Raw genomic sequence first — 20,613 nt, forward strand, 5'->3', positions numbered from 1 at the left:
GCTGCGCGCGTGACCTCAGTCGGACATCCAGGCATGAGCCGCCCGCCTGGGTGGTGAGGTATGCGTACGTGCCGGATGCGGCGATCTCGGGGTGTCATTTGTCCCGATCTCGAGGTGTCATTAGTCCCGATCTCGGGGTGTCATTTGTCCCGATCTCGGGGTGTCATTAGTCCCGATCTCGCGGTGGGGTGGTGGGGGCGGGGGCTTGAGCCGGCGGGGTCGGCGCCGCGGCGCGCGGCCGGCCCGGGTCCTCCTCGTCGGCGGGGGCCGCAGACGCCGGGGTAGTCGTCTGCCGCCTGGCATAGGCTTGGACCGAGATGAACGCGACGAACCCCCTCTTCGGTGCCCTGCCCATGCCCGGGTCCGCCACGCCCCCGCCCGAGGCCGCCCTGCCCGCCCTGGCCCCGACGACCGCCCCGTGGGAGGACGACTCCTGGGCCGACGTCGAGGCCCCCGAGCCCGAGGACCTCGACCCCGGCTGGGAGCCCGAGCCTGTCGACGCCGCGGCCGTCGAGCCCGGCTGGCGCGAGCGCGACGAGGAGATGGCCCGTCTGGTCGCCCGGGCCAACGCCGGCGGAGCCGAGCCCGAGGAGCTTCTCGCCGGGCTCAACCCCGCCCAGGCGCAGGCCGTCACCCACGCCGGGTCCCCGCTGCTCATCATCGCCGGTGCCGGCAGCGGCAAGACCCGGGTCCTGACCCACCGCATCGCCTACCTGCTGGCCACCGGTCGGGCCCGCCCCGGCGAGATCCTGGCCATCACCTTCACGAACAAGGCCGCCGCCGAGATGCGCGAGCGCGTCACGGACCTTGTCGGCCCGGCGGGCGGACGCATGTGGGTCTCGACCTTCCACAGCGCCTGCGTGCGCATCCTGCGCCGCGAGCACGAGGCGGCCGGCCTGCGCTCCACCTTCTCCATCTACGACGCCGCCGACTCCCAGCGCCTCATCACGATGGTCGTGCGCGAGCTGGGCATCGACCCCAAGCGCTTCACCCCCAAGACCTTCGCCCACCGCATCTCCGACCTCAAGAACGAGCTCGTCACCCCCGCGGCCTTCGCCGAGCACGCCGTCGTCACCAACCCGCTTGAGCGCCACCTGGCCGAGGTCTACCGCGCCTACCAGGCCCGCCTCGCCGCCGCCAACGCCCTCGACTTCGACGACCTCATCATGCGCACCGTCGACCTGCTGCGCTCCAGGCCGTCCCTGGCCGAGACGTACCGGCGCCGCTTCCGCCACGTCCTCGTCGACGAGTACCAGGACACCAACCACGCCCAGTACGTGCTCGTGCGCGAGCTCGTCGGCGGCCCCGGCACCTCCGGGGCCGGGGCCACCCTGCCCCCCGGCGAGCTGACGGTCGTGGGCGACTCCGACCAGTCCATCTACGCCTTCCGCGGCGCGACGATCCGCAACATCGAGGAGTTCGAGCAGGACTACCCGCAGGCGCGCACCATCGTGCTCGAGCAGAACTACCGCTCGACCCAGAACATCCTGTCGGCCGCCAACGCCGTCATCGCCCGCAACTCCGGGCGCCGGGAGAAGAACCTGTGGACCGCGCTCGGCGACGGGGAGGCGATCACCGGCTACGTCGCGGACTCCGAGCACGACGAGGCCCGCTGGATCAGCGCCGAGATCGACCGGCTCGCCGACGCCCACGGCGTGCGCCCGTCCGACGTCGCCGTCTTCTACCGCACCAACGCCCAGTCCCGGGCCCTGGAGGAGGTCTTCCTCCGCTCGGGCCAGCCCTACAAGGTCGTCGGCGGCACCCGCTTCTACGAGCGGCGCGAGATCAAGGACGCCGTGGCCTACCTGCGTGCCGTGGACAACCCGGACGACGACGTCAACCTGCGCCGCATCCTCAACGTGCCCAAGCGGGGCCTGGGGGAGCGGGCCGAGGCCGTCCTGGCCGAGCACGCCGCCCGCTACTCGGTGTCCTTCGGCACCGCCGTGGCCGACGCCGCCGGGGCCCCGCGGCCCAGCCCGACCGACCGCGCCGGCCAGGACGCGCAGGCCCCGGGCTCAGAGCCTCCGGCCGTCGAGGGCCTGTCCACCCGGGCCCGCACCCAGGTGACCGCCTTCCACGAGCTGCTCGCCGGCCTGCGCCACCAGCTCGCCGACGGCGACGGCGTCGCCGACATCCTCGACTCCGCCCTCGACGCATCGGGATACCTCGCCGAGCTGCGTGCCAGTGACGACCCGCAGGACGCCACCCGCGTGGAGAACCTGGCCGAGCTCCACTCGGTGGCCGCCGACTTCCAGGCCGCCAACCCCGAGGGCACCCTCGCCGACTTCCTCGAGCGCGTCAGCCTCGTGGCCGACTCCGACCAGCTCCCCGCGGCCCCGGGGACCGATGGCGCAGACGAGGCCGGGCAGGAGCCGACCGGGCAGGTCACCCTCATGACCGTCCACACGGCCAAGGGCCTGGAGTTCCCGGTCGTCTTCGTCACCGGCCTGGAGGACGGCACCTTCCCCCACGCCCGTTCCCTGGCCGAGGACACCGAGCTGGCTGAGGAGCGGCGCCTGGCCTACGTCGCGCTGACCCGCGCCCGTGAGCGCCTCTACGTCACCCGGGCCGCCGTCCGCTCATCGTGGGGCGCGGCGACGGCGATGCCCGCCTCGCGTTTCCTCGACGACATCCCCTCCGAGACGATGGACTGGAAGCGGCTGACCGCCTCGACCGAGGCCCTGCGCGGAGGGTCCACCGGCTGGGGGGCAGGCTGGGGCGAGGGAGGCTTCGGCTCGGGCCGGGCCGCGAACCGGCGCGGAGGCGCCACCGAGGAGGACGGCGACTTCGCCCCGGCCATCGGCTCGGGCCGGGCGGGTCGGCGCACGGGCAGGCTCGGGCGGGTCGAGACCCCCAAGGACCGGGCGGAGGCGCGGCGGGCCAAGCGCCTCGAGGCCCGGGGCAGGCCCGTGCGCCTCGACGGATCCGGAGGGCCGCAGGAGGCCGACCAGGCCCTGCCGGAGGCGGTCGCCGGGCTGCGGGCCGGGGACCGTGTCCGGCACGAGTCCTACGGTGAGGGCACGGTCCTCGGCCTGGAGGGCTCCGGGCGCTCGACGGTGGCCCGGGTCGAGTTCGTCGTCGACGGCGCACCGACCACCAAGCGGCTCATGCTGCGCCTGGCCCCGGTCACCCGCGCCTGAGACGCGCCCGGGACATCGCCCGCCCCCCTGCGGCCCGACCCGCACACGCCGGGAGGACCCCGCCAGGAGGCACCCGCACGGGCAGGGTCCCGGAGCGTCCAGGACGGACCCCACGAGGTGCCGGGGCTAGGCGCCGGCGGCGGGCGGGCAGCCCTCCTCGCGCGGGGCCACGAGCCTGAGGGGGCGGCGCTCGGCCCGGAACTCGTTGACCGGGGCGTTGCTCGCGTAACCCAGCGCGAAGCCGGTGACGAGCCGGTAGTCCCGGGGCACGTCGAACTCGGCGTCCAGCGGCGCCCTCCATCCCGCCAGGATCCCGATGGGGCAGGAGTCGACGCCGTGGGCCTTGGCCGACAGGAACAGCGTCTGGAGCATGAGGCCGGCGTCAAGGGCCGCGAAGGGCATAAGGCCGGAGTGGATGAGGACGAAGCCGATGACCGGGGCGCCGAAGGCCTCGCAGTTGCGACGGTTGTGGGCGTCGCGCGCCTGCCGGTCGCGCCGGTCGATGCCGAGGTGGCCGTACAGGGCCTTGGCCACGGCGATCGAGTGGGGGCGCAGGTCGGAGGGGTAGGCCTTCCAGATCTTGTAGTCCCCGTCGGGCGCCGCGCCGGTGAGCGGTATCCTCGCGGTGGTGCCCCGCTCCTTGTGCTGGACGTCGAGGGTCTTGTCGAATGCCCGCAGGTAGGAGGCGCGCAGCCTGTCGGCGCGCTCCCCGGTGGCCAGCGCGAGCATGAAGGGCCTCGTGTTCGACCAGCTCGGTGCCTGGCGCGCGTCCTCGAGGACGGCCTCGAGCACCTCCTGGGGGACCGGGTCGGGCAGGAAGTCACGCGCCGAGTAGCGTGAGGCAGCCAGCTGTGAGAAGTCCTCCGGGCCCATCCTCGCCTCCTGCTCCGTGGGTCTGCGGGCGCTCCGGCTATACGGCCACCTGCCGTCCCGGCGTGCGGCTCCTAGTGTATTCGCCCGGGCGACGGCCGGGGCCGGACGCGTGAGAGGCGGGGCTGGTCAGGGTCGGTTGGTGCCGGTCAGTGCCGGGGGCCGAAGTCCGCGTCGGCCAGGGAGCGGATGACCCGCGCCGGCGTGCCCACCGCCAGGCTGTAGGCCGGGAGGTCCTTGGTGACGACGGCGCCCGCACCCACGACGCTGCCCTGCCCGATCCTCACCCCGGGGCACACGATGACCCCGCCGCCGAGCCACACGTTGTCCTCGATGACGATGGGATCGGCCGACTCCAGTCCCGCGGCGCGGGGGGCGGGGGCCAGAGGGTGGACCGGGGTGAGCAGCTGGACGTTGGGCCCGAGCTGGCAGCGCGCTCCGACGGTGATCTGGGCGACGTCGAGCGCGGTGAGCCCGAAGTTGACGAAGGTGCCCTCGCCGATCGTGATGTTCTCGCCGTAGTCGACCCTGACGGGAGGGATGACGTGCACGCCCGGGCCCAGGTGCGGCAGGGCGGAGCGCAGGTGGGTCTCGGCGTCCTCCTGCCCCATGGCGTAGGCGGTCTCGTAGAGGTGGAGCTCTCGGCGCGCGTGGGCGGCGATCCGGGCGTTGTCCGGGTCGCCGCCGACGTACCAGTCCCCGGCGAGCATGCGCTCGCGGTCGGTGCGGGTGTCGCCCGCGAAGTAGTCCTCGGCGCTCCAGGTGCTGTCCACGGCACGAGGATAGACGGTCCTGGCGCGGCGGGGACCCTCCTGTCAGCCCTCCTGCGCGGCCCGCGCGTCCTCGACGAGCTGGGCGAGCAGCCCGTCGCCGACCTCGGGAACGAGGCTCTGCTCGACCGGCTGGTCGTCCGGGGTGTCCTCCGAGGACACCGACACGACCCTGGCCGTCTCGGCCTCCTGGGCGGCCTGCTCCATGCGCTCCGCTGCCTGCGTCGCGCCGTCCTGGTCCCCTGCGCGCAGGGCCAGGCGCAGGTCGACGGCGGCCGAGGCCGCATCGGCCCAGTCGGCGGCCGCCAGGATCCACGGCTCGCAGTCCTCGTAGTAGCCGGTGACCTGGACCCCCTGGAGGGTGGTGGGCGCCTGACTGAGCAGTGCCAGCCGGTCCTGGAGGGTCTGGGCGGCTGAGTCCACGGCCTGGTCGTCGTCTCCCTCCAGAGCGGTCTCGAAGGCGACGACGTCGGCGCTCAGCCCGGGGGAGGCGGGCATGTCCTCGGAGAAGGGCCAGGAGACCGACAGGTCGGTGAAGGCCTCGAGCGTGTCCCATAGCGGTCCCGAGCGTGTCCCGGCGACCTGGGCCATCGCCTCGTCCTGGGCGATGACCGGGTCGTAGGCCGGACCGTTCAACGTGTAGCTCCCGTAGGAGGCCAGGACCGGCATCGACGCGTAGGCCTGGATCATCGGGTTGGAGGTCAGGCCCTCGACCTGCTCGTGGAGGTGAGGGTCCCGTCCGGTGACGGCGCCCAGGAAGAGACGCTCGGCGTTGTCGCCGTCGTTGACCGGGTAGTTGTCCCAGATGATGAGCCCGTCGGTGTCGTAGGCCTGTGCCGTCTCGGCCGCCTGCTGGGAGGTGATCGCCTCGGTGACGATGCCCTCGCCGGTCCACTGCACCCGCACGGAGGGGTCGAGGGTGCGGGCCTGGGTCGTCTTGGCGGCGGAGGGGCCCGTGCCCGTGTACTCGGTGGGCACGACGATGAGGTCGGGCAGCCCGTTGGGACGCAGGTACTCGTCCTGGAGGCGGTTGAGGTAGGAGGACTGTGCGGCGACCAGGGCGGTGGGGGACTCTCCGTGGGCCGCCCTGTCGGACTCGCAGCCCACGGAGCCGGGGATGTCGTCCAGAGCGACCGCCAGGCGGGTCACGCCGATGGAGCGCAGCTGGTCGAAGACCGCCACCGTGGCCTCGAAGTCGGCCTGCGAGGTGTAGCAGATGTCGCCTCCGGGGGACAGGGCGACGACGAGGTCGACGTGGTGGGTGCGTGCGGCGGCGACGAGCCCGGCCATCTGGGACAGCTCGGCCTCGGGGTAGAGCTCGCGCCACCGCGTCCGCAGGTAGGGGTCGTCCTTGGGGGCGTAGATGTAGGTGTTGAGCGCTTGGTCGCCCATGAAGGCGAGCACGTCGGTCCGGGCCTCGTGCGACCAGGGCGCGCCGTAGAAGCCCTCGACGACGCCCCGCACGGTCATGAGCGGCCAGTCGGAGACCGTCGCCCCGTGCAGCGTGCCGTCGAGCACCATCCGGCTCAGGGTCGTGGCCCCGTAACGCGTCCCGGCGGCGTCGGTGCCCAGGAGGACTGCCGTGGGGACGCCGACGCGCGTCGTCGTGATGGCGTAGCCCTCGGCCTGCTCGGGCACCGTCATGCCCCCGGGCAGGTAGCCCGCCGCGGCGGCCGAGGCGGTGCCGGTGCCCACGACGATGCGGGCCTGGGGGCCCGCCTCCTCCTCGACGACCGTGCCGCCCGCGCTCGTGACGACCTCGGTCAGCGCCGCGCTCAGCTCGGCCTCCTGCTCGGCGGTGTCCTGGCCGCCCAGGCTGATGATCGACACCGTGCCGGTCAGGTCGAGGTCCTGCCCGCCCCACTCCACCGACTGCGGGGCGCGCGCCAGGACCGGGACCTCGGACCGGGCCTCCGGTGAGGAGCCGGTGGGACTGGGCTCCGGTGAGGCCGGCCCGGTGGGCGCGCCGCTGCCGGTCGGGGACGCCGGGGACACTGCCTCGCCGGTGGCGGAGGAGGCCGCGCTGGGGCTGGTGGCACCGTTGCCGGTGGTTGAGCCGTCCGGTGCCTGGGGCGTGCAGGCCATGAGGTGGGCTGCCAGCGCGACGCCCATGAGTGAGGCGATGGCCCGCGCGGCCCGTGCGGGGCGGAGGTGGCGAGGGGCGCGGCGAGGTCGGGGACGGGTCGTGTGGTGGTTCGTCATGAGCGGGGGGCTCCTGGCAGGTGCGTGCCCGGTCGGTGCGGCTCACCGGTCCGGGCGTCAGGGCTGTCGAGGTGTCGAGATATGACAGTGAGACCAGATTGTTATCACATCCGTGCGATCCGTGCCGGGTGTCGAGCCGGGGGCTGACACGCGGGTCGAAGATCACGAGTTGATAACGTTTTGGGTCGTGCGCTGACTCGACGTGACAGCCGGGCCTGCTGTGACTAGCGTGTGCCACGCCATAGTGTCGACGCGCGTCGACAGCGGGTCTCCCCGTCGGCATCCGCTGTCGGACCCGGGCATGGCGTTTCAAGGAGGAAACAACAGATGTCTCTCTCGCTCCCCAGGCGTCGGTTCATCCAGGGCTCCGCCCTCGCTGCGGTTCTTGGCGCCGCGGCCGCCTGCTCCAACGACTCCGGCGACTCCGGCGGCTCGACGGAGCTGACCGGTACCGGCCCCATCACCTGGGTCCAGGGCAAGGACAACTCCGGCGGCAAGGTGCAGGAGCGCATCGACGAGTGGAACAAGCTCTACCCTGACGAGAAGGTCACGCTCATCGAGCTGTCCTCGGAGGCCGACCAGCAGCGCCAGTCCTTCGTCAACAACGCCCAGACGAAGTCCGACGCCTACGACGTCATCTCCGTCGACCTCGTGTGGGTCGCCGAGTTCGCCGCGAACCAGTGGATCGTCGAGCTGCCCGTCGACGAGCTCAAGAACGACGACATCATCCCCGCCGTGTGGGACACCGGTCTCTACATGGACAAGCTCTACGCGATGCCGTTTGCCACCGACTCCTCGATGATGTTCTACCGCAAGGACTTCCTGGCCGAGGCCGGGGTCGAGGTGCCCACGACCTGGGACGAGGTCAAGTCGGCCATCGAGGCGGTGCGCGCCCTGCCCGCCCACGCCGGCATCGGGGGCTTCGGCGGCCAGTACGCCAAGTACGAGGGCCTGACCTGCAACGCCTCGGAGTTCATCCACACCGCCGGCGGCGCCTTCTACGACGCCGAGGGCGCAGTGACGATCAACTCCCCGGAGGCGGTCAAGGGCCTTCAGGGGCTCATGGACGCCTTCAAGGACGGAGTCATCCCCAAGGAGGCCCTGGAGTGGAAGGAGGAGGACGGCCGCAACGCCTTCGAGCAGGGCAAGCTCCTGTTCTACCGGCAGTGGCCCTACCAGTACGCCAACAACCTCGAGGCCCTGGGTGCCGACAAGTTCGGCGTCGCCCCCCTGCCCAGCATCGGCGGCAACGACTTCGTGCCCACCCTGGGAGGCCACAACTGCGCGATCTCCGCCTTCTCCAAGAACAAGGCCACGGCGCTCAAGTTCATCAAGTGGTGGACCAGCGAGGAGTCCGAGCGCTACGCCCTGGAGACCCAGACGCTGGCACCGATCCTCGGCTCGCTCTACGAGGACGCCGACCTGCTCGCCCAGTTCCCCTACCTGACCACGCTGCGTGAGTCCCTCGACGCCGCTGAGGGTCGTCCCAAGGCCGTGGCCTACGGCGACGTGACCGCCGCCATCCAGGACGCCATCTACCCGGCCATCAAGCAGGAGACCACGGCCGAGGACGCCCTGTCCGGCCTGGAGACCTCCCTCAAGGCACTGGTCTGAGCGACCGCCTCGCGCGGTCGTGACGGCGCGACGGCCGGGTGCCGCGGGCGCAGCCCGCCCGCGGCACCCGGTGCTCGTCGCCCTCGAAGCGAGTGTGAAGGACACCCATGAGCACCAAGCCCCTCCCCGCGGAGGTACGTCAGCACAGGTCGAAGGCGTCCAAGGCACAGTCTCGGCTGGCCTGGATGCTCATCACCCCGACGGTCCTCGTCCTGGCGATCGTCATCATCGTGCCCGTCTTCCAGTCCCTGTGGCAGTCCATGTTCGGCAAGGCCGGCCTGGATCCCAAGACCGGCTTCATCTCCGAGACCGAGCCCTTCGTCGGGCTGGAGAACTACACGGCCATCTTCACCTCCGCCGGTGAGAGGTTCTGGGTGGCCGCCTACAACACGACCCTGTTCGGCGTGGTCACGGTGGTCCTCGAGACCATCCTGGGTGTCGCGATGGCGCTCATCATGCACAAGGCGATGCGCGGGCGCGGGGTCGTGCGCGCGGCGATCCTCGTGCCCTGGGCGATCCCGACGGCGGTGTCGGCCATCCTGTGGGGGTGGATCTTCAACCAGAACGGCGTGGCCAACGCGATCCTGGGCCAGCACATCATGTGGGCCTCAGGTGACCTGAGCGCCAAGATGGCGATCATCATCGCCGACGTGTGGAAGACCGCGCCCTACATCGGCCTGCTCACCCTGGCGGGGCTCCAGGTCATCCCCGACGAGGTCTACGAGGCCGCCAAGATCGACGGCGCGAACGCGTGGAGGCGCTTCACCAGGATCACCCTGCCGCTGGTCAAGCCGGCGCTGGTCGTGGCCATCCTCTTCCGCGCCCTCGACGCGCTGCGCATGTTCGACCTGCCCTACATCCTCATCGGGCCGCGTAAGACCAGCGTCGAGACCCTGTCGATGCTCGTCCAGGACGAGGCCTCCAACCTGCGCTACGGCTCAGCGGCCGCCTACGCCCTCATCCTGTTCCTCTACGTGTTCATCTTCGCCTTCGCCTTCACCCGCATCACGAGGACCGACCTGGGGGCGAGCACCGAGCGGCCCCGACGGGGCGCCGGACGACGCCTGCCCGTGACCGCCTTCCTGCCCAAGCGCGACCGCTCGGCCGCGCGCACCGCCGACCCCGAGAGGAGCGCCTCATGAGCGCCGCTACGAGCACTGCCACGGGCGCCGCCCGTCCCTCCCGGAGGTACTCCTGGGGAGAGATGCTCTCCACCGCGGGCATCGGGCTCATCGTCATCTACTGCCTGGCGCCCTTCTACTGGATGATCGTGTCGTCCCTGCGTCCTGACACGGACATCTTCGACAACACCTGGTGGCCCACGACGGTCTCCTTCGAGAACTACGAGGCGGTCTTCTCCGCCAAGAACAACTTCGCCCAGGGGCTGGTCAACTCCCTCATCGTGTCGGTCATCGTGACGATCGTCGCCCTGGTCGTGGCCACCTTCGCCTCCTACGCCCTGGCGCGCCTTGACTTTCGGGGCAAGGGCCTGCTCCTGCTCGTCATCCTGGCCACCTCGATGTTCCCGCTCGTGGCGATCATCGTGCCGCTGCTCAAGAACTTCTCGGACTGGGGCTGGATCAACACCTACCAGGCGATGATCATCCCCGACCTGTCCTTCTCCCTGCCGCTGGCCGTGTGGAACCTGACGAGCTTCTTCAGGCAGATGCCTCAGGAGCTCGAGCAGTCCGCCATGGTCGACGGCTGCACCCCGGGGCAGGCCTTCCGCAAGGTCATCCTGCCGATCGCCGCCCCGGGCATCTTCACGACGGCCATCATCATCTTCATCGGCGCCTGGAACGAGTTCCTCGTGGCCGTCACGATGATCAACAACCCGGCGATGCAGCCCGCCACCGTCCTGCTGTCGAAGTTCACCGGGGCCTCGCAGTTCAACACGCCCTTCGGCTCGCAGATGGCTGCGGGCGTCATCATGACCCTCCCGCTGGTCGTCATGGTGCTGCTCTTCCAGCGCCGGATCGTCGCCGGCCTGGCCGCCGGAGGACTCAAGCAGTGAGACAGTGAGGACGGGTGCGGGGCCGTGCCCCGCACCCGTCCGCCGGAGGAGGGGCCGTGGCAGCCACACGCGCCGACGTCGCACGCCTGGCCGGCGTGTCACCATCGACCGTCACCTACGTACTCACCGGCAAGCGCGCCACGAGCGCGCGGACACGGCAGCGGGTCCGCGCCGCCGTCGACGAGCTGGGCTACCACCCCAACCGGCACGCCTCGGTGCTCGCGGCCCGGTCGGCACGCAATGTCGGGGTGCTCCTGCGCATGCAGCGCCCCTCGATCGACGGCAACGACCTGGGCTACGTCTCCGGTCTGCGCGAGTGCCTCGAGGCCGAGGGCATCCGGGTGTTCATGCCCATGGTGCGCCCCGGCAGCACCTGCGAGGACCTGCGGGCGCTCGTGCGCTCCCAGACCCTCGACGCCGCCGTCCTCATGGACGTCGCCCCCGACGACGAGCGCGAGAGGCTCCTGCGCCGCGAGGACGTCCCGGTGGCCCTCATCGGGACCTCCGGGGCCCCCTGGAGCACCGGTGTCGACGCGGACTTCGAGCAGATGGTCGACACGGCCGTCGCCCACCTGGCCGGGCTCGGGCACGGCCGGGTGCTCTACCTGGCCCGCCGTATCGACAAGGACCAGGCCAACGCCTACCGTGCCCAGACCGAGGCGATGGGCCTGGTCGCGCGCAGGCGAGGGGTCGAGGTGCTCATCCGCCCGGTGCCCGACAACGCCGTGTCCGGTGCCGCCGTGCTCACCGGCGGGCGCCTCCCGCGGGGGTGCACGGCCGTGGTGTCCAACAACCCGATCGCCCTCGAGGGCCTCCTGGCCGCCGCCTGGTCCCACGGCATCGACGTCCCCGGGCGGCTGTCCGTCGTCGCGCTGGGGCTGACCGTGCCCCGGGACCCCGAGGGCGGGCTCGTCTCCGAGGTGAGCGTGGACAGGGCCGCGATGGGGCGCGAGGCGGCTGCGCTCCTCCTCGGTCTGCTGGCGGACCCGGGGGCCGCGGCACGGAGGTTGACGATGAGCTCGTTCCTGACCGACCGGGCCTCGACGGCGCCAGCGCAGCGCGGTGGCCTCGGGGCCCTCGGATCCACGCCGGCCGCGTAGCCGACGGCGACAGGCTGCCCCGGGGTCCAGGCGCCTCCGGTCAGCGCCTGAAGCCGCCCTCGGCGTTGACCACCTGCCCGGTCACCCAGGCGGCCTCGTCGGTCAGGAGCCAGCAGATGAGCCCGGCGGGGTCGCGCGGGCCGGCGAGACGTCCGCCGGGGAACCTCGCGGCGAGCGCTGCACGCGCGCCGGGGTCCATGAGCCCCATGTACCCGGTGTCCACCGGCCCGGGGTTGACCGTGTTGAGGCGGATGCCGCGCTCGGCCAGCCCGGCGGCCAGCGAGGGCGTCATCCCCGCCAGGGCGGCCTTGGCCGTGCAGTAGGCGATCTCCTCGGGCATCGGCCCCAGGTCCTGGCCCGAGGTCATGAGCACGACCGAGCCGGGCATGTCGGGCTCGGGGGCGAGCGGGCCGCGGCGCCGTCGCGTGCGGGCTGCGTAGGCCTGGGTGAGCAGCAGCGACGCCCGGGCGCTGACCGCCCAGTGGTGGTCGAGGTCCGCGGCGCTGAGCTCCTCGAGCCTGCCGTCGCGCCCGGAGGAGGCCTGGTTGCACACGAGGGCGTCGACGCCGCCCAGACGCTCGACGGCGGCCTCGATGACCCGCTCGGGCTCCCCGGCCTCGCGCAGGTCCGCGTGCACGTGGGACAGGGCGGCCTCGCCGACGAGGTGGGAGCGCACCGAGTCCATCGTGGCCTCCACGCAGTCCGCCCCCCAGGGCTGGGCCTCGTCATGGGGACGGTAGTGGTGGCACAGCAGCGAGGCCCCCCAGTCGGCCGCGAGGCAGGCCACGGCGTGCCCGATGCCCGCGCGCCTGCTCACGCCGGTGACCACGACGACCCTGCCCGCCAGGGGGAGCGCCTCGCGCGCGGTCCCGGCCCGTGGGCCGGCGCCGGGGGAGGCGTGGCGGAGCGTGTCGTCGCCGGCGGCTGGCCGGCGGCCGGTGTCCTGCGATGGGGTCATGTCCTGATCATCGCACGACTGGTCCCGAGACCTATGCGCAGCGATTTGTCCGGTCAAAGTCTTGACATCGCCGTGATCGCCGACGCCGACGGGCAGCGCGCCGAGGCGCTGGCCGCCGAGCTCGGAGCCCCCCGGTCCTTCACCGACGGCAAGGAGATGATCGCCTCGGGCGCGGTCGACGCCGTCATCATCGCCGTCCCCGACCCGCTCCACGCCCCGCTGGTCGAGACCTGCCTCGACCAGCGGCTGCCCGTCCTGTGCGAGAAGCCCCTGGCGCCGACCGCCTCCGAGGCCGCACGCCTCGTCAGCCTCCACGACGCCCTGCCCACGCCGCTGCTCACCGTAGGATTCATGCGCCGTTTCGACCCCGGCTACCTCGCCCTGCGCTCGCGGATCAGGGCCGGGGCCGAGGGGGCGCTGCTCATGACCCACTCCGTCCACCGCAACGTCGAGGCGTACCCCGGCCAGGACTCCTCAGCCACGGTGACCAACTCCGCCGTCCACGAGATCGACGTCCTGCCGTGGCTCTCGGGCCACGACATCGTCGCCGTCCAGTGGGCCTGCGGGCGCGCCAGCTCGCTCATCTCCGAGCGCCACGACCCCCAGATGCTCCTCATGTGGGACGCCTCCGGCGCGCTGCACACCGTCGAGCTCCAGGTCCACGCCCAGTACGGCTACGACGTGCGCTGCGAGGCCGTGTGCGAGCGCGGCACGCTCGAGCTTCCCGCCGTGCCCGCCCTGGTCGAGGCTGACGAGCTCGTCGTCAACACCTCGCTGCGCCGGCAGGCGACCTACCCCGCCGACTGGCGCCCCCGTTTCGCCGCCGCCTACCGCGCCGAGCTCGCCGCCTGGGTCCAGGCGACCCTGGACGGTGGCATCCCCGAGGGCGCCGCCACCGCCGGCGACGCGCTGCGCACCACCGTCGTGGCCCAGACCCTCGTGGAGTCCATGGAGGCCGGCGGGCTCAGGCTCGAGGTCCCCGAGCCCACGACCGTGGCGCAGGAGGCCTGAGCATGGAACTGGGTATCGTCACCGACTCCCTGGCCCACCTGCCCCTGGAGGAGATGCTCGACACGGTCGCCTCCCTGGGCATCACCGCCGTCGAGCTGCCCACAGGGGGCTGGTCCACCGCCCCCCACCTCGATCTCGACCTCCTCCTGGCTGACCACCAGGCCCGGCGCCGCCTGACCGCGGCCGTGGAGGAGCGGGGCCTGCGCATCTGCGCCCTCAACGCCAACGGCAACCAGCTCCACCCCGTCACCGGCCCTCAGGTCGACGCCGTCGTGCGCAAGACCGTCGAGCTCGCCGGGCTGCTGGGCGTGGGCACGGTCGTGCTCATGTCCGGCCTGCCGGCCGGGGCGCCGGGAGACACGACGCCCAACTGGGTGACCACCTCCTGGCCCCCCGAGACCCGTCGGATCCTGGACTACCAGTGGACGCAGGTGGCGATCCCCTACTGGACCGACCTCGCCGCCCACGGAGCAGCGCACGGCGTGCGCTTCGCCGTCGAGATGCACGGCACCCAGCTCGTCTACAACGCAGCCACGCTCCTTCGCCTGCGCGAGGAGGTCGGCGAGATCGTGGGGGCCAACCTCGACCCCTCCCACCCGATGTGGATGGGAGCCGACCCACTCGCCCTCGTCCGGGCGCTCGACGGGGCGATCCACCACGTCCACGCCAAGGACACCCGGGTCCAGCACGCCGTCGCCGACGTCCACGGCCTGCTCGACACCCAGGGGCCCGAGCAGGCGGCGACCCGCGCCTGGAACTACGTCACCCTCGGCCTGGGCCACGAGGGCGGACAGCAGTTCTGGGGGCGGCTCCTGTCCGACCTGCGGACCGCGGGCTACGACGGGGTGCTGTCCATCGAGCACGAGGACGTCGTCCTGGACGCCGTCGAAGGGGTGGCTGCCACGGTCGACCTGCTCCGCAGGGTCATGCCCGTGGCCCCGCCGAGCTGGTCGCCCCAGGACATCTGAGCCCGCCGACCCCTGTTGCGCCCGGGCCGGCTCTGCGCCTCAGGCCACCTCGGTGGCCGCGACCAGAACCGGCTCGGGCGCACCCAGGGCGCGCATCTCGCTGAGCAGCTCGGCCCCGCGCAGCCCGCGCTCGACAGCCCCCCAGCAGCGGTCCTTGACCGCGTAGGGCATCTGCGCCCGCTCCAGGATCCCGAACAGCCCCGTCCTCATCTCCTCGGGGCTCAGGCGCAGGCCCTCGAGCTCGAGCCCGACCCCCTGGGTGAGGTCCACCTCCCCGAGCTCGACGCTCAGCCCCGCGGCCAGGGTCATCGACTCCCCGCGCGGGGTCACGGCCACCGGCCCCGGGACGCCGCCCGCTCCGGAGAGAGCCGCCCGGGCCCCCGTGCCGTCGTCCTCGCGGACGGCGAGCAGCTCGAGGCTCACCGTGCGCCGCCCGGGCACGACCCCCTGGGCCCCTGCCTGCTCCAGGCTCAGGCCGACGCCCCGCTCCTGGGACCAGGTCAGGGACATGCGGGTACGCACCACCGCCTCGGGCCCGGGGGCGGGCGAGGCGTCGTCCTCCTCCAGGACCGTCTCGCCGTCAGCGCCGGGCACGACGAGCAGGCGCAGGTGGCGGGGGTTGTTCCCGGCCGGCTCGGACAGGTCGCCGGCCAGCGGGATGATGCTGCCCGCCCGGGCCAGGACCGGCAGGCGGTCGAGGGTGCGCGACAGGGTGAGCGTCCGGCCCCCGGGGCCGGCCTCGTAGCGACGGCCGGTGGCCAGGTCGAACCACACGCCCTCGGGCAGCCACGCCTTCTCGGTCGTCAGCCCGGAGACCGGGTCGGTGGGGTGGACCATGGGGACGACGAGCAGGTCCCCGAAGAGGAAGGTGCGGCGGTGCTCGTAGGCCCCCGGCTCCCACGGGTGGTCGTGGTAGAGCGGTCGGACCGGCCCCACGCCCTGGGCGGCGGCCCGCCGCGCCCAGGTGTAGAGGTAGGGCACGAGGGCGTGGCGCAGGCGCAGGTGCTCCTCCATCGTAGCCCGGGCGTCGCGGCCGTAGCGCCACGGCTCCTTGGAGTTGAACACCGAGGCCGTCGAGTGGAGGCGGTTGACCGGGGAGAAGCACCCGAGCTGGACCCAGCGGGCGGCCATCTCGTCGTCGCGGTCGCCGAACATGTGGCCACCGATGTCGTTGGACCACCAGAAGTAGCCGATGTTGGCCGCCGTCGCGGTGAACTCGGGCTGGAACCGCAGGGACTCCCAGGTCGTGATCGTGTCGCCCGAGAAGCCCACCGGGGTGCGGTGGCTCGAGGCGTCGGCGAAGCGGGAGAAGGTGACGGGGCGCCTGCGCCAGGTCTCCACCGTGCCGTCAGGCAGCGTGCGGGTGCGCTCGCGGCCTGAGTCGAGGTAGTGGACGTGGTTGAGCATCCACAGCGGGTCGAGCCCGGGCAGGTCGGTCGTCCCGCCCTGCTGCCAGTCCAACCACCAGAAGTCCACGCCCTCGTCCTCGAGCGGGTGGTGGGCGTGCTCGAGGTAGGCGGCCGTGAAGTCCCGGTCGGTGATGTTGAAGGGGATGTCGGCGCCCTCGTCCGGATCCATCCCCAGGGCGCGGGCCATGGGGGCGTAGGCCTCCTCGTGGCGGCGCACGCCCATGGCGGGGTGGAGGTTGAGCGTGACCTCCATGCCTCGGGCGTGCAGCGCCTCGAGGAAGGCCCGCGGGTCGGGGAACAGGTCCCGGTTCCACGTGTACCCGGTCCAGCCGTTGCCGATCGCCGGGTCGATGTCGACCAGGTGCCAGTCCATGTCGATAACCGCCACCGACAGGGGCAGCCCCTCGGCCTCGAAGCGGTCCATGACCGCCAGGTACTCCTCGGCCGAGTAGGGGTGGTACCGGCTCCACCAGTTGCCCAGGAGGGTGCGGGGGACGAGCGGGGTGGGGCCGGTCAGGGCGAAGAAGTCCCGCAGGGCGCCTCGGTAGTCCTGGCCGTGGCCGAAGAGGTAGACGTCCTGATCGGGGTGCGACCCGTCGGCGGGGTCGGTGCCCGGGCGCGGGGCGACCCACCCGCCGGCGGTCATGAGCAGCGAGCCGGAGTCCTCGAGCACCGCGTGGCCCGACACCGACAGGAGTCCGGGGGACAGGCGGGCCCGGCCGTCGACCTCGTCGAGGGTGCGGCAGGTCCCGCCCAGGTTGGACGGGAACTCCTCGTCGGGGTCCCACGTGTCGCCGGGGCGCCAGGTGCCGCCGTGGGGGTTGAGGACCTTGGAGCGCATGCTCACGCTCAGGCCCGAGCGGGAGAACCCGCGCGAGGGGATGTGCGTGAGGTGGAGGTGCTCGGTGAGGATCTCGACGCGGTCCTGGCCGCGACGCACCTCGAAGTCGGGCGCGGGGCCCAGGTCGCGGGACACGACGAGCTGGGTGGCCGCGTCGACGAAGGACCCGGTGGCCGAGTGCTCGATGCGGATGAGCCGGTCGGTCAGGACCGAGAAGCGGTACGTCGGGCCGGACACGATCGTCTCGGGACGGGCGGGGGCCAGCTGCGGGGCATCACCTGCAGCGGGTGGGGGAAAGGACATCGTCGGCCTCTCGACTGAGAACGGGCAAGGGGTTTTACGCAAAACCTGAGTGAACGCTACGCTGGCCCCTGGGTGCGGTCAACACCGGCCGCCACGACACGACGACGGTGCCGGACCCGGTGCTCGCCAGCGCTGACCACGGGAGGGGGGACATGACGACCCTGCGTGACGTCGCCGCCCTGGCGGGAGTGAGCGCGATGACGGTGTCCAACGTCGTCAACGGCCGCGAGGACAAGGTCTCGGAGTCCACCGCCGAGCGGGTCCGCGCAGCCATCGACGAGCTCGGCTACGTCCCCAACGCCCAGGCCCGTGCCCTGGCCGGGGCCTCGTCGCGCCTCATCGCCCTGGTCTACCCCGTGCCCGGCGACGGCCCGGCCCTTGGCGGCGGCCACGCCTCGGTCTTCGTCGGGGCCTGCGAGCGGGCATGCCAGGAGGTCGACCACACCCTCATGCTCTGCTCGACCCGCGGCGCCGACGGACCCGTGCGCCCCGAGGAGCTCCGAGACCGCCTGCGCGCGTGGAACGTCGCGGGGGTCATCGTCCTGGGGGGCGTTCCCCCCTCGCTGCGCCCCCGGCTCGCCGAGCTCGAGGTCCCGCTCGTCCTCATCGACGACTACGGTGGCGAGACGACCGACGACGCCGAAGGCGCAGGCGGCGCAGGCGGCGCAGACGAGCCCGCCCGCGGCCAGGCGCCCGGGCCGGACCGCGGCGCGGAGGGCGCGGAGCTCAGCGCCGACCTCCGCGCTGAGGACGGCGGGGGCCTGCGCGTCAACATCGACGACCTGGGCGGCGGCCGTCAGGCGGGCGAGCGCATCGCCGGGCTCGGTCACCGTGCGGTGGCGGTCGTCGGCCCCCTGGGCGTGGGCTCCCCGGTCGTTGCGGCGCGCCTGCGCGGTCTGCGCGAGGCCATGGGGGCGGTGGCCCGTCCTGCAGGCCAGGGTCCCGGGGCCCCGGGCGGGCTCATCGAGCTCATCGACGTGCCCGACGGCTTCGAGGAGGGCGTGAGGGCAGGCCAGGAGCTGGGGGACAGGGCGGTGGCGGCACGCGCCGCGGGTGCCGAGTCCGGCCACGAGCCCCCGGTGACCGCCGTCTTCGCCACGAGCGACGTGCTCGCCCTCGGAGTCGTCGCGGGCCTGCGCCGTGCCGGGCTCGAGGTGCCGCGTGAGGTCTCGGTCGTCGGCTTCGACGGCTTCGAGGTCTCCACCTACTGCGACCCGCCCCTGACAACCGTGTGCCAGCCCATCGGCGACAAGGCCGCCCGCGCCGTCGGCCTGCTGGTCGACCAGGGCGCGGGTCGGTCCGCCCGCGTCGTGCTGCCTGTGTCCTGGCGCGAGGGGGGCACGCTCGCCCCCGCCCCGCAGCCGCAGCCGTCCCCGGAACCGGGACGCCGAGCGGCTCGTTCCCCACAGTCCGACGGCCGGCAGGCCCGGCGCTGAGGCCGGTCCTCTCCCCGCTGTCAGTCCCACGACCCTCCACCGAAGGAGCCCCTCATGAGTCCCCACCCCCCTCTGGTCGTCTCCGCCAGGCACGTCGGCCAGGAGGCCGACTGGTGGCGCCGCGCCGTCGTCTACCAGGTCTACCCCCGCTCCTTCCAGGACACCGACGCCGACGGGGTGGGCGACATCCCCGGCATCACCCGTCGCCTGGACCACCTCGACGCCCTGGGCGTCGACGTCGTGTGGCTCAGCCCGGTCTACCGCTCGCCCCAGGACGACAACGGCTACGACATCTCCGACTACGAGGACATCGACCCCCTCTTCGGCTCACTGGCCGACATCGACGAGCTCATCGCCGGCCTGCACGCCCGCGGCATGCGCCTGGTCATGGACCTCGTGGTCAACCACACCAGTGACGAGCACGAGTGGTTCACCGCCTCGCGCTCCTCGAAGGACGACCCCCGGCGCGACTGGTACATCTGGCGGCCGGCGCGCACGGTCGAGGGGCTGGAGCCGGGCGAGCCTGGCACCGAGCCGACCAACTGGGGCTCGGCCTTCTCCGGTCCGGCCTGGACCTGGGACGAGGGCAGCGGCGAGTTCTACCTCCACCTGTTCTCGGTCAAGCAGCCCGACCTCAACTGGGAGAACCCGCAGGTGCGTCGGGCGGTCTACGAGATGATGGGGCGCTGGCTGGACAGGGGCGTGGACGGCTTCCGCATGGACGTCATCAACCTCATCTCCAAGACCTACCCCCTGGTCGACGGCCCCCTGCGGCCCGGGGCCCTCTACGGCTCGGGCTTCGAGGCCGTGGCCAACGGGCCGCGCATCCACGAGTTCCTCGCCGAGATGAACCGGGAGGTCTTCGCCTCCCGCCCCGGCCACGTCATGACCGTGGGGGAGATGCCGGGGGTCACCAGGGCGCAGGCCGCGCTGTACACCGACCCCTCGCGCGCCGAGGTGGACATGGTCTTCCAGTTCGAGCACGTGGGCCTGGCCGACGGGCCCCACGGCAAGTTCGACCCCCGCCCCGTGGACCGCGCCGCCCTCAAGGCCAACCTCGCCGCGTGGCAGGAGGCCCTGGCCCCCCAGACCGACGCGCAGGGTGCGGTCGTGGCAGAGCGGGGCTGGAACTCCAACTACTGGGACAACCACGACCAGCCGCGGGCGGTCTCCCGCTTCGGGGACGACGACCCCGCCTGGCGGGCCCTGAGCGCCAAGACCCTGGCCTCCGTGCTCCACCTGCACCGAGGCACCCCGTACATCTACCAGGGCGAGGAACTCGGGCAGACCAACACCGTGTTCACCGGCATCGACTCCTACCGCGACCTGGAGTCGGTCAACCACTTCCACGAGCGCGTCGGGGTCGGCGACGACCCGCAGGCCGTCGTGGCGGCGATGGCCGCGAACTCCCGGGACAACGCCCGCACCCCCGTGCAGTGGGACGCCTCGGAGCACGCCGGGTTCTCCACGGCGGCCCCGTGGATCGACCTGGCTCCCAACGCCGAGGAGGTCAACGCCGCCGCCCAGGTGGGCGTTCCCGGCAGCGTCTTTGAGCACCACAGGGCGCTCGTCTCGCTGCGCCACACCGACGACGCCGTGGCGCTGGGCACCTTCCGCCTCCTTGACGCCGCCGACGACGCCTCCTGGGTGATCCTGCGCGAGCACGTCGGTGCCCAGGGCGGGCGTGAGCAGGTCCTCCTCATCGCCTCGTGCTCGCGTGAGGGACTGGCCCTCGGTGAGGGCTCGGCGATGCGTGAGCGGCTGGCCGCCGAGGGGCTGGACCTGGGCCGGTGGGCCGAGGCCGAGCGCGTGCTCACGGCCTCCCTGCCCGCTGAGCAGGCCGGTGCCTCGGGCGCCGGGGTCCCTGAGCGCCTCGAGGGCTGGGACTCGGTCATCCTGCGCCGCCGAGACTGAGCCGGTGGCCTCCGACCGTGCTCGGGACGCCCGAGCGCGGTCGGAGGCCACGCACGGGTGACG

14 protein-coding genes are annotated in these 20,613 nt (G+C 72.6%); 9 read left to right on the forward strand and 5 right to left on the reverse strand.

Features of this window, described 5'->3' with window-relative positions:
- Nucleotides 1–317 precede the first annotated feature (317 nt).
- On the forward strand, nt 318–3,140 hold the full coding sequence (locus EL245_RS12405) for an ATP-dependent helicase (RefSeq protein WP_126383566.1): 2,823 nt from the start codon (nt 318–320) through the stop codon (nt 3,138–3,140).
- A gap of 126 nt (nt 3,141–3,266) precedes the next feature.
- Here EL245_RS12405 and EL245_RS12410 read toward each other — a convergent pair whose 3' ends face one another.
- The 3 genes from EL245_RS12410 to EL245_RS12420 all read right to left on the reverse strand — a co-directional run bounded on the left by EL245_RS12410 (nt 3,267) and on the right by EL245_RS12420 (nt 6,982).
- Nucleotides 3,267–4,013 (reverse strand): nitroreductase, encoded by a 747-nt coding sequence (locus tag EL245_RS12410; protein ID WP_126383567.1) that lies wholly within the window; start codon nt 4,011–4,013, stop codon nt 3,267–3,269.
- Nucleotides 4,014–4,159: 146 nt separating this feature from the next.
- A complete protein-coding gene (locus EL245_RS12415) occupies nt 4,160–4,720 on the reverse strand; it encodes a sugar O-acetyltransferase (protein ID WP_126384548.1) in 561 nt (186 codons plus the stop codon).
- Nucleotides 4,721–4,825: 105 nt separating this feature from the next.
- On the reverse strand, nt 4,826–6,982 hold the full coding sequence (locus tag EL245_RS12420; protein ID WP_126383569.1) for a beta-N-acetylhexosaminidase family protein: 2,157 nt from the start codon (nt 6,980–6,982) through the stop codon (nt 4,826–4,828).
- A gap of 327 nt (nt 6,983–7,309) precedes the next feature.
- Between EL245_RS12420 and EL245_RS12425 the strand changes: the two genes are divergently transcribed.
- The 4 genes from EL245_RS12425 to EL245_RS12440 all read left to right on the forward strand — a co-directional run bounded on the left by EL245_RS12425 (nt 7,310) and on the right by EL245_RS12440 (nt 11,710).
- Nucleotides 7,310–8,596, forward strand: coding sequence for an ABC transporter substrate-binding protein (locus tag EL245_RS12425; RefSeq protein ID WP_126383571.1), 1,287 nt, complete (start codon nt 7,310–7,312; stop codon nt 8,594–8,596).
- A gap of 107 nt (nt 8,597–8,703) precedes the next feature.
- Complete coding sequence (locus tag EL245_RS12430) at nt 8,704–9,738, forward strand: carbohydrate ABC transporter permease (RefSeq protein WP_126383573.1); 1,035 nt, start codon at nt 8,704–8,706, stop codon at nt 9,736–9,738.
- The gene (locus EL245_RS12435; RefSeq protein ID WP_126383575.1) at nt 9,735–10,610 is read left to right on the forward strand and encodes a carbohydrate ABC transporter permease; all 876 of its coding nucleotides are present in this window, start codon (nt 9,735–9,737) and stop codon (nt 10,608–10,610) included. Before EL245_RS12430 ends, EL245_RS12435 begins: the two co-directional genes overlap by 4 nt.
- 56 nt (nt 10,611–10,666) lie before the next feature.
- Nucleotides 10,667–11,710, forward strand: coding sequence for a LacI family DNA-binding transcriptional regulator (locus EL245_RS12440; RefSeq protein WP_126383577.1), 1,044 nt, complete (start codon nt 10,667–10,669; stop codon nt 11,708–11,710).
- A gap of 40 nt (nt 11,711–11,750) precedes the next feature.
- Here EL245_RS12440 and EL245_RS12445 read toward each other — a convergent pair whose 3' ends face one another.
- Nucleotides 11,751–12,668 carry an SDR family oxidoreductase gene (locus tag EL245_RS12445; protein WP_126383579.1) on the reverse strand — a complete coding sequence of 306 codons (918 nt, stop codon included), beginning with the start codon at nt 12,666–12,668 and terminating at the stop codon, nt 11,751–11,753.
- A gap of 33 nt (nt 12,669–12,701) precedes the next feature.
- Here EL245_RS12445 and EL245_RS12450 point away from each other — a divergent pair, with 33 nt between their 5' ends.
- Nucleotides 12,702–13,679: a Gfo/Idh/MocA family protein gene (locus EL245_RS12450; RefSeq protein WP_126383581.1), complete on the forward strand. Its 978-nt coding sequence runs from the start codon at nt 12,702–12,704 to the stop codon at nt 13,677–13,679.
- 2 nt (nt 13,680–13,681) lie between these two features.
- Nucleotides 13,682–14,647 carry a sugar phosphate isomerase/epimerase family protein gene (locus EL245_RS12455; protein WP_126383583.1) on the forward strand — a complete coding sequence of 322 codons (966 nt, stop codon included), beginning with the start codon at nt 13,682–13,684 and terminating at the stop codon, nt 14,645–14,647.
- Nucleotides 14,648–14,686: 39 nt separating this feature from the next.
- On the opposite strand, the gene EL245_RS12460 is transcribed toward EL245_RS12455, so the two are convergent.
- Nucleotides 14,687–17,200, reverse strand: coding sequence for a glycoside hydrolase family 31 protein (locus EL245_RS12460; protein WP_126383585.1), 2,514 nt, complete (start codon nt 17,198–17,200; stop codon nt 14,687–14,689).
- Nucleotides 17,201–17,352: 152 nt separating this feature from the next.
- Here EL245_RS12460 and EL245_RS12465 point away from each other — a divergent pair, with 152 nt between their 5' ends.
- Together EL245_RS12465 and EL245_RS12470 are read left to right on the forward strand one after the other, a co-directional pair.
- Nucleotides 17,353–18,636, forward strand: coding sequence for a LacI family DNA-binding transcriptional regulator (locus EL245_RS12465; protein ID WP_126383587.1), 1,284 nt, complete (start codon nt 17,353–17,355; stop codon nt 18,634–18,636).
- Between the two features lie 54 nt (nt 18,637–18,690).
- Nucleotides 18,691–20,550, forward strand: coding sequence for an alpha-glucosidase (locus tag EL245_RS12470; protein ID WP_126383589.1), 1,860 nt, complete (start codon nt 18,691–18,693; stop codon nt 20,548–20,550).
- Nucleotides 20,551–20,613: the final 63 nt, after the last annotated feature.

Origin of the sequence: Actinomyces howellii (assembly GCF_900637165.1) — a bacterium.
GTDB lineage: Bacteria > Actinomycetota > Actinomycetes > Actinomycetales > Actinomycetaceae > Actinomyces > Actinomyces howellii.